Here is a 9,044-nt window from a genome sequence, read left to right as displayed (position 1 = left end):
ATTCTAGCGCTTCGGGGCGTTGAAGGCCCACTCGACGCCGAACGGGTCGCGGACCGTGCCCCAGCGGGCGCCCCAGAACATGTCGGAGACGGGGTTCGCCGCCGTCGCGCCCGCCTTGATGGCGCGATCCGCCCAGGCGTCGGCGTCGTCGACCTCCAAGGTGAGCGTGAAGCCGGCTGGCGGCTGCCAGGGATGGCCGTGCTCCGGATAGGCGTCGGAGAGCATCACCGAGCTGCCGTTGATGTAGAGGTGGATGTGCATGAACTTGCCGTCCGGCCCTCCGATCCGGGTGACCTCCTCGGCGGCGAACGCGCGCTGGTAGAAGTCGGACGCCTTGGCTGCGCCGTCGACGGTGAGGTAGGGCGAGACGCCGCCCTTCACCGGAGGGAGGGCCTGCGGGTTCGGGGCTTCTAGGGTTTCGGTGGTCATGGTCCGATCCTCCATCTTACGACCCTAGGACGAAGGCGCCGGCGCGGTCCCGACACGGGCTCACGCGGCGGTGGTGTCATTCTCCAGCCGATCGAGATGAAGACGAATGTGGGCCGCTTCGGCCGCGGTATTGGCGAGTGCGATGGCGCGGTTGAAGGCGACGCGCGCCTCCCTGCTGCGGCCGAGCTCCTTCAGCAGCGCGCCCTTCAGGCCGTGGAAGTGGAAATAGCCTTCGAGCGCCGGTTCCAGGGGTTCGATCATGGCGAGCGCGGCGGCCGGGCCCGCCACCTTGCTCACCGCCACGGCGCGGTTGAGCCTTATCACCGGCGAGGGCGTCAGCCGCTCCAGCGCCACGTACAGCCGCTCGATCTGCGCCCAGTCGGTCTCGGCGGGCTTGGCGGCGCGGGCGTGCAGGGCGGCGATCGCGCCTTGGATCTGGTAGGGCCCCGGGCTGTTGTGGCGCAGCGCCTTGTCCATCAGCGCCAGACCCTCGCCGATGAGCTGGCGATTCCAGCGGCTGCGGTCCTGGTCGTCCAGCAGGATGACGTTCCCCTCGGCGTCGAAGCGGGCGGCGGCGCGGGAGTGCTGCAGGACGAGCAGCGCCGTGAGCCCCATCACCTCGGGCTCCGACGGGAACAGCCGCTGCAGGAGGCGCGCCAGCCGGATCGCCTCATCACAGAGCGGGATGCGCGCGGCGGCGTCCTTCGCGGCCGTGGAATAGCCCTCGTTGAACACCAGGTAGATCATCGCCATCACGGCGAACAGCCGGGCGTCCCGCTCCTCGTCGCTGGGCGTCTCGAACGGGATGTCGGCGCGCCCGACCTGGCGCTTGGCGCGGGTGATCCGCTGCTCCATGGCGGCTTCCGAGACCAGGAAGGCGCGGGCGATCTGCTTCACCGACAGGCCGGAAACCACCCTGAGCGCCAGCGCGATCTGCTGGGTCGGCGGCAGCTGCGGGTGGCAGCAGATGAACAGCAGGCGCAGGATGTCGTCGCGGTAGTTGGCGCTGTCCAGCCGCTCGGCGAGCGGGGTCTCCACGTCATCCAGGTCGGAGAGGGCCTCCTCGGGCGGCAGCTCGTCCAGGCGCGCGGTCTTTCGCTTGGCGTCGAGGGCGGCGTTGCGGCCGACCATGATCAGCCAGGCGGCGGGATCGCGCGGCGGCCCGTTCTGCGGCCAGGCCCTCAGCGCCCGCAGGCAGGCGTCCTGGTAGGCCTCCTCCGCGGTCTCCAGGTCGCGGAAGTAGCGGAGCAGGGCCCCGATCGCCTGGGGGCGCGCCGAGGTCAGCGCCGCATCCATCCAGGCGAGGTCGGCGCTCATGCGTCTTCCGTCGCCGCTTCCGCAGCGGATTCCTGGGCGCTCTGCGGCAGGCTTCCAGGCAGGAACAGACGCACCGGGCGGATCTCGTAGGAGCCCCCGGGATTGGCCTGGCCGAGGTCCTTGGCGATGGCCAGCGCCTCGTCGAGGTTCTCCACGTCGACGACGTAGAAGCCCAGCAGCTGCTCCTTGGTCTCGGCGAACGGACCGTCGACGACGACCGGCGGGTCAGACTTGCGGAGTGTGGCGGCGGTGGTGGTCGCCATCAGCCGGAGCGACGGGCCGAGCTTGCCTTGGCTGTGCAGCTTGCCGTGCACCTGATGCAGGCGCTCCATGACGGCGTCGTCCTCCTCCTGGCTCCAGGAGAAGACCATGTCCTCGGAATTGTAGCAGAGCAGGGTGTAGAGCATGGGCGCGTCCTCGCTATCCGAGGACGACTGAGCGCCAGAGGCGCCGACAAGGCCAAGTGAAATTTTCGGGTGTCAGACGCGTGCCGCCGCCAGCGCCGCAGCGTGGAACGCCGCGTGCGCGGCGCCGCCGCCCGGGCCGTCGAACATCCGCTGCGTCATCAGCAGCGCGACGAGACCGCGCCCCGGCTCGGTCATCCAGGAGGTGCCGAAGCCGCCCATCCAGCCGTAGGTCCCCAAGGGCAGGTCCTGCGGGTTTTCCTGGAACATCACGCCCAAGCCGTAGCCCCAGCCCTGCCCCGCCGCGAGGAAGGGCGCGCCGCGCCTGGCCTGCTCGGGCGTGAGGTGGTTGGTCTTCATCGCCGCGAGGCTCTGCGGGCGGAGCAACACCCGCTCCCGCGCATCGCGGCCGGTCTCCAGGAACCGGGCGAACGCGGCGAAGTCGTCCGCCGTCGAGACGAGCCCCGAGTCGCCCTGCGGAAACGCGGGCCTGCGGCTCCAGGCGCCTTGCGGCGGGTCGTGGACGCCTTGCGCCGTATAGGCCGGCGGAAGCCGCGCGAGCTTCTCCGGCGGGACGTGAAAGCCGGTGTCGGTCATGCCGAGCGGCTCGAAGATGCGCTCGCGCAAGACCTCCGGCAGCGGCCGGCCGGCGGCGCGGGTGATCAGCGCGCCCAGCACGTTCGAGCCTGTGGTGTAGCGCCAGTCGCGGCCGGGCGGGCTGAACAGCGGCAGCTGGCCAAGCCGGCGGAGGTACTCGTCGGGGCCATAGGGCACGCTGGGGTCCGGGGGTCCGAACCCGACGAGCTGCTGCCCCGCGATGACCTGCTGCACCGGAGAGGTTCCCGGCGGCGCCATGATCACCCCCCAGCCCAGCCGGAAGCTCATCACGTCCTCAACGGTCATCGGCCGGGGGGAGGGGATCGCCGCCGAGAGCGGCGCGTCCAGGCTGGGCAGCACCTTCATCACCGCCAGTTCCGGCGCGAGGCGGCCCACCGGCTCGTCGAGCGAGAGCGCGCCCTCCTCGATCAGCATCATCGCCGCCGCCGCGGTCACGGCCTTGGTCATGGAGGTGATGCGGAAGAGCGTGTCGCGCCGCATCGGCTCGGCCCCGTCGACCGCAAGGGTTCCAGCCGTGACAACGTGCGTCTCGGCGCCGCGCGAGACCAGGCCCACCAGCCCCGGCGCCCCGCCGCGCGCCGCCGTTTCGTCGACGATGCGCTGCAAGGCGCCGAGGCCGGCGGGGGTGAAGGCGACGGCCACGACGCTCAGGCCGGCGTCTTGGGCGCGTTCCTCATCTGCTCGTCGCGCCAGGCCTGCTCCTGGGCGATGACCTCGTCGGAGGCGAGGCCCTGGAAGTCCTCCGGTTCGTGGAAGGGCCGCAGCTCGACCTCGCCCTCGTGGAAGGGGACCCGCCTGGCCCAGGACAGCGCTTCGCCCATGTCCTTGCACTGGATGACCCAGTAGCCGGCGATCAGCTCCTTGGTCTCGGCGAACGGGCCGTCAGTTACGATGGTCTTGCCGCGGCCCTCGAAGCGGACGCGCTTGCCGGCCGAGCTCGGCTTCAGGCCCGCGGCGTCCAGCATGACGCCGGCTTCGATCATCTCGTTGTTGAAGGCCGCCATCTCGGCGAACATCGTCGCCGCTTCCGGCGGGAATTGGCCGGATTCGGATTGCGGCGTCGCCTTGACGATCATCAGGTAGCGCATGGCGGTCTCCTTGCGTTGTCGGCCGAAGGACGCACGCGACCTGGCGAATCCGACAGCCGTCGGACAGGGGCCTGCCGGCCCGGATCAGCTCATCGGGCTAGCCGGCGGCGGCGGATCACCGGGCAATGGGATCCATTCCTTTTCGTCGAAGATCGGCAGCTTCATGCGCCCGGCGCGCCAATCGGCCTTGGCGTCTTCGATCCGTTGCCTGGAGGAGGCGACGAAGTTCCATTCGATGAAACGCTCGCCGACCGGCTCGCCGCCGAGCAGCAGGACGATCGCCGGCGTGACCGCGATCACCGGCACGGTCGCTCCTGGCTCGAAGATCGCCATCTGGCCTTCGTGCAACTGCTGTCCATCGACCTCGACGACGCCTTGCGCCACGTAGGCCGCCCGCTCCGGGTATTTCGACTCGAGCTGCGCCGTCGCGCCCGCGTCGAGTCGCCAGTGGACGTAGAACAGCGGCGAGGAGACCTCCACGGGCGACTTGGCGCCGAACGCCTCGCCCGCGATCAGGCGGGCCCACATGCCCCCGCCGTCGTAGGTCGGCAGGTCCTCGCCGTCGTAATGCGCGAACCAGGGTTCCGTCTCCTCGGCCTCGAGGGGCAGGGCGAGCCAGGTCTGGATGCCGTTCATCCGGCCGCCGTTGGCGCGCAGCGTCTCGAACCGCTCGGAGTGGGTGACGCCCGAGCCCGCGGTCATCCAGTTCACCTCGCCCGGCCGGATCACCTGCATCGCGCCGGTGGAATCCCGGTGCGTCATCTCGCCCTCGAACAGGTAGGAGAGCGTCGAAAGGCCGATGTGCGGATGCGGGCGCACGTCGACGTCGCGCGGGAAGCCCGCCTGGAAGTCGGCCGGGCCCATGTGGTCGAAGAAGATGAACGGGCCGACCATCCTGCCGCCATGGTGCGGCAGCACGCGCCCAACCTCGAAGCCGCCGAGATCGCGGCGCCGCTGGTCGATGACGAGCTGGATCATGGCCTCTCCTGCACGTCGGCGAGGGCTACGCCTGCGCGCTCACGTACGGGCTGATCAGGCCGAGCGGAGCCGCCGTCGTGTTCTTCACCGAGCGGATCACGATACGGCTCTCGATGTTGGAGACCAGCCCCAGCGACAGGATCTTGTCGCGCAGGAAGTCGTCGAAGGCGTGCATGTCGCGGGTGACGATGCGCAGCTCGTAGTCGGCCGCTCCGGTGACGGTCGCGCACTGCACGACCTCCGCCAGCCGCGCGATCGCCTGCTCGAAGGCGTCCAGATTGTCCTTGGTGGGCAGCGACAGCTTCACGGTGCAATAGACTTCGAAGCCGAGGCCCAGGCGTTCGCGGTCGAGGATGGTCACGCGCCGCTGGATGACCCCGGCGTCCTCCAGTCGCTTGATGCGCCGCCAGCAGGGGCTCGACGAGAGTCCGACCCGATCGGCGATCTCGGCGACCGACAAGGCCGCGTCGTGCTGGATCAGATCGAGAATCTTGGCATCGACGGCGTCTAATGCCTCCGACAAGTTTTCCTCCTTCTCTCGCCGCTTACACGCGCTGTTCTTGCCCCGGAACTGCGAAGGCCGGGCACGTCTTTGGTAAGCAATTGCTCCGTTCTTATATGATCATTCCAAAGCGGGCGCGAGGGCCGAAAGGAAGAATATTGCGATGCGGCACTCGGAAGTCACCCTCGACGACAAATTCGTGCTCACCGAGGGCCGAGTCTTCATCACCGGCGTGCAGGCGCTCATCCGGGTGCTGCTCGACCGGCGTCGGCTCGACGAGCAGGCGGGCCTCAATACGGCGGGTTTCCTCTCGGGCTATCGCGGATCGCCGCTCGGCGGTCTCGACCAGCAGGCGCACCGGGCCGAGAGGTTCCTCAGCGAGGCGAATATCGTCTTCAAGGAGGGCCTCAACGAGGACTTGGCGGCCACGGCCGTCTGGGGCAGTCAGCAGGCGAACCTGTTCCCGGGCGCGCGCTACGATGGCGTGTTCGGCATGTGGTACGGCAAGGCGCCGGGCGTGGACCGTTCGGGCGACGCGTTCAAGCACGCCAACTTCGCCGGCGTCTGGCCGAAGGGCGGCGTGCTGGCGGTGGCCGGAGACGACCACTTCTGCAAGTCCTCGACGCTGCCGTCGCAGTCGGAGTTCGCCTTCCAGGACGCCGAGATCCCGGTGCTGTCGCCGGCCGACGTGCAGGAGGTGCTGGACTTCGGGCTGATGGGTTACGCCATGAGCCGCTTCTCGGGCCTGTGGGTGGCGCTGATCGCGCTCGCCGACACCATGGACTCCGGGGCGACCATCGATGTTTCGCTCGCGCGCCACAAGCTCATCGTTCCCGACAACGTCCGCATGCCGCCCGGGGGCCTGGGCATCCGCCTGAAGGACCAGCCGCTCGACAAGGAACGGCGGCTGCGCGCCCACAAGCTTCCGGCCGCGCTCGCCTTCGCCCGCGCCAACCGCCTCGACAAGGTGATGCTGGCTTCGGCCCGGCCGCGTCTTGGCATCATCTGCCAGGGGCAGGCTTACAAGGATGTGATCGAGGCCTTCGCGGCGATGGGAATCTCGTTCGCCGAAGCCGCCGACCTTGGCGTCTCGATCTACAAGGTCGGCATGCCGTGGCCGCTCGAGCCGGCGGGCGTCCGCGCCTTCGCCGCCGGCCAGCAGACGCTGATGGTCGTCGAGCACAAGCGCCCGCTGGTGGAGACCCAGGCCCGCGCCGTGCTCTACGATCTGCCCGCGCACGCCCGGCCGCGGATCGTCGGCAAGACCGACGAGCACGGCCATCCGCTGCTTTCAGAGCTGGGCGCCCTGTCGGTGGCGGAGATCGCGCTCGCCATCGCCGACCGCCTGCCGCCGGGTCCGCACATGGATCGGGTGCACGACTATCTCACCCGCGTCTCGGCGGCCTCGATGGCCGCGGTGACGCTGTCGTCCGATCAGCAGCGCAAGCCCTATTTCTGCTCCGGCTGCCCGCACAACTCCTCGACCCGTCTCCCGGAAGGCAGCCGCGCGCTCGCGGGCATCGGCTGTCACTACATGGCGAGCTTCTCCGATCCGCAGACGGACCTCACGAGTCACATGGGCGCGGAGGGTCTGACCTGGGCCGGCGCCCACTCCTTCACCACCGAGAAGCACGTGTTCGCCAATCTCGGCGACGGCACCTACAACCACTCGGGCTCCCTCGCCATCCGCGCCTCGATCGCGATGGGCTCGAACATCACCTACAAGCTCTTGTTCAACGACGCCGTCGCCATGACCGGCGGGCAGGCGCCGGAGAGCGGCTTCAGCCCGGCGCAGATCACCCGCCAGCTCGCCGCCGAGGCCGTGCGGAAGATCGTCATCGTCGCCGCCGAGCCCGAGCGGTACGACGCCGTGACCGACCTCGCGCCCGGGGTCGAGGTGAAGCCCCGCTCCGAACTGATGAAGGTGCAGCGCGAGCTGCGCGCCACAGAGGGCGTGACGGTGCTGCTTTACGACCAGGTCTGCGCCAACGAGAAGCGCCGCCGCCGCAAGCGCGGAAAGATGCCGCCCGCCGCCCAGCGCGTGATGATCAACCCGCTGGTCTGCGAAGGCTGCGGCGACTGCTCGAAGACCTCCCACTGCGTCTCGGTCGAGCCGCTCAACACCGAGTTCGGCCGCAAGCGGAAGATCAACCAGTCCACCTGCAACCAGGACTACACCTGCCTGGAGGGGTTCTGCCCGTCGTTCGTCACCGTTGAAGGCGCGGAGAATCCGCACCGCGAGGCGATGCCGGCCTTGACCGCGGATTCCACGCCCCTGCCGAGGTTCGAGGCTTTCAGCGGCGTGAAGAACATCCTCTTCACGGGCGTCGGAGGCACGGGCGTCACCACCGTCGCCTCGATCCTCGCCATGGCCTCCCACGTGGACGGCCGCGCGGCCTCCGTCGTCGACATGACCGGACTCGCCCAGAAGGGCGGCGCCGTCTTCAGCCACGTGCGGCTCGGCGAGACCGAGGAGACCAATGTCGGCGGCCGGATCCCCGCGGCGAGCGCCCACGTGCTGATCGCCTGCGACGTCCTTGTGGCGGCCGGGCCCGACGCGCTCGCCCTCTACGCCAAGGACCGCACCGAGGCTGTGGGCGACTGCGACTTCACGCCGACAGCCGATTTCGTGACCGACCGCGACGTGCGCTTCGATTCCGACGCCCAGGCGCGGCGCATCCAGGCGGCGGTGAAGAGCTATGACTCCGTGCCCGCCCAGACGCTGGCGGTGGATCAGCTCGGCGACGCCATCTACGGCAACATGATCATGCTCGGCTTCGCCTGGCAGAAGGGCGTGATACCGGTCTCCAGCCGCGCGCTCTATCGCGCCATCCGGCTGAACGGCGTCGACGCCGAGGCCAACCTGCAGGCGTTCGAGCTGGGCCGCAAAGCCGCCCATGACCCGTCCGCCCGCGGCAAGCGCCAGGATGATGTCCCGACGCCCGAGACCATGCCGCTGGACGAGCTGATCCAGCATCGGGCGAGGGAGCTCACCGCCTACCAGGACGCCGCGTACGCGCGCCGCTACCTCGACCGGGTGGAGAGGGTCCGCACGGCCGAGGCGAAGGCGGGCGGATCGGGCGCGCTCGCCCGCGCCGCCGCGGTCAACCTCCACAAGCTGATGGCCTACAAGGACGAATATGAGGTGGCGCGCCTCTACGTCGACGGTCGGTTCGCCGCCTACCGCGCGGAGACCTTCAAAGGCGGCCGCGCGAAGGTCTGGCTTTCGCCGCCGATCCTCGCGCCGAAGGATGCGGCGGGTCGGCCGAGGAAGATCGCCTTCGGCGGCTGGATGCTGGACCTGGTGTTTCCGGCGCTCGCCAAGCTCAAGCGCCTGCGCGGCACGCCGCTCGATCTGTTCGGCCGCACCGCCGATCGCAAGATGGAGCGCCGGCTGCTGGCTGGGTACGAAGCCTCCCTGGACCGGCTCCTCGAGGGCCTGACGCCCGAGCGCCTGGAGACGGCGGCGAAGATCGCCTCCGTCCCCGCCCAGATCCGCGGCTTCGGCCACATCAAGGAGGCGTCGGTCGGTCCGGCCGAGGCCGAGGAGGCGCGGCTCTGGCGGGAGTGGGAGAACCTCGCGCAGGTGCGCGAGCCGGTTCCGGCCTGACATCAAAGATTATTGACGTAATAAATTACGAGCGTAACCTCCTGCTTGGCCTCCCCAGGCCGAGGAGCGCGCCATGGCGCGAGATTTTGGCGGCAGGC

At 69.5% G+C, this 9,044-nt stretch carries 8 protein-coding genes; 1 reads left to right on the top strand and 7 read right to left on the bottom strand.

Going from position 1 to position 9,044, the window contains the following annotated elements:
- Window positions 1-3: 3 nt before the first annotated feature.
- The 7 genes from Q0W60_RS06145 to Q0W60_RS06115 form a co-directional block, all read right to left on the bottom strand.
- Window positions 4-429, bottom strand: a complete 426-nt coding sequence (locus Q0W60_RS06145; RefSeq protein ID WP_297693649.1) for a VOC family protein — start codon at window positions 427-429, stop codon at window positions 4-6.
- A gap of 60 nt (window positions 430-489) precedes the next feature.
- Window positions 490-1,746: an RNA polymerase sigma factor gene (locus tag Q0W60_RS06140; protein ID WP_297693646.1), complete on the bottom strand. Its 1,257-nt coding sequence runs from the start codon at window positions 1,744-1,746 to the stop codon at window positions 490-492.
- Window positions 1,743-2,153 carry a YciI family protein gene (locus Q0W60_RS06135; RefSeq protein WP_297693644.1) on the bottom strand — a complete coding sequence of 137 codons (411 nt, stop codon included), beginning with the start codon at window positions 2,151-2,153 and terminating at the stop codon, window positions 1,743-1,745. Before Q0W60_RS06135 ends, Q0W60_RS06140 begins: the two co-directional genes overlap by 4 nt.
- 72 nt (window positions 2,154-2,225) lie before the next feature.
- A complete protein-coding gene (locus tag Q0W60_RS06130) occupies window positions 2,226-3,410 on the bottom strand; it encodes a serine hydrolase domain-containing protein (protein WP_297693642.1) in 1,185 nt (394 codons plus the stop codon).
- A 5-nt stretch (window positions 3,411-3,415) separates the two neighbouring features.
- Entirely contained in the window at window positions 3,416-3,856 is a 441-nt protein-coding gene (locus tag Q0W60_RS06125) for a YciI family protein (RefSeq protein WP_297693638.1), read from the bottom strand.
- An 84-nt stretch (window positions 3,857-3,940) separates the two neighbouring features.
- Complete coding sequence (locus Q0W60_RS06120) at window positions 3,941-4,834, bottom strand: pirin family protein (protein WP_297693636.1); 894 nt, start codon at window positions 4,832-4,834, stop codon at window positions 3,941-3,943.
- A 25-nt stretch (window positions 4,835-4,859) separates the two neighbouring features.
- Window positions 4,860-5,357, bottom strand: coding sequence for an Lrp/AsnC family transcriptional regulator (locus Q0W60_RS06115; RefSeq protein WP_297693634.1), 498 nt, complete (start codon window positions 5,355-5,357; stop codon window positions 4,860-4,862).
- A gap of 142 nt (window positions 5,358-5,499) precedes the next feature.
- On the opposite strand from Q0W60_RS06115, the gene Q0W60_RS06110 reads away from it, so the two are divergent.
- Window positions 5,500-8,946: an indolepyruvate ferredoxin oxidoreductase family protein gene (locus tag Q0W60_RS06110; RefSeq protein WP_297693632.1), complete on the top strand. Its 3,447-nt coding sequence runs from the start codon at window positions 5,500-5,502 to the stop codon at window positions 8,944-8,946.
- Window positions 8,947-9,044: the final 98 nt, after the last annotated feature.

The organism is Phenylobacterium sp., assembly GCF_025934275.1.
Classification (GTDB): Bacteria; Pseudomonadota; Alphaproteobacteria; order Caulobacterales; family Caulobacteraceae; genus Phenylobacterium.
The sequence above is the reverse complement of the archived record's forward strand: the minus strand, read 5'-3'. Positions and strand labels throughout refer to the sequence as shown.

Bases quoted from the DNA above. Each gene is read 5' to 3' on its own strand.
- Q0W60_RS06145 (WP_297693649.1), bottom strand. From the start codon at position 429: ATGACCACCGAAACCCTAGAAGCCCCGAACCCGCAGGCCCTCCCTCCG.
- Q0W60_RS06140 (WP_297693646.1), bottom strand. From the start codon at position 1,746: ATGAGCGCCGACCTCGCCTGGATGGATGCGGCGCTGACCTCGGCGCGC.
- Q0W60_RS06135 (WP_297693644.1), bottom strand. From the start codon at position 2,153: ATGCTCTACACCCTGCTCTGCTACAATTCCGAGGACATGGTCTTCTCC.
- Q0W60_RS06125 (WP_297693638.1), bottom strand. From the start codon at position 3,856: ATGCGCTACCTGATGATCGTCAAGGCGACGCCGCAATCCGAATCCGGC.
- Q0W60_RS06120 (WP_297693636.1), bottom strand. From the start codon at position 4,834: ATGATCCAGCTCGTCATCGACCAGCGGCGCCGCGATCTCGGCGGCTTC.
- Q0W60_RS06110 (WP_297693632.1), top strand. From the start codon at position 5,500: ATGCGGCACTCGGAAGTCACCCTCGACGACAAATTCGTGCTCACCGAG.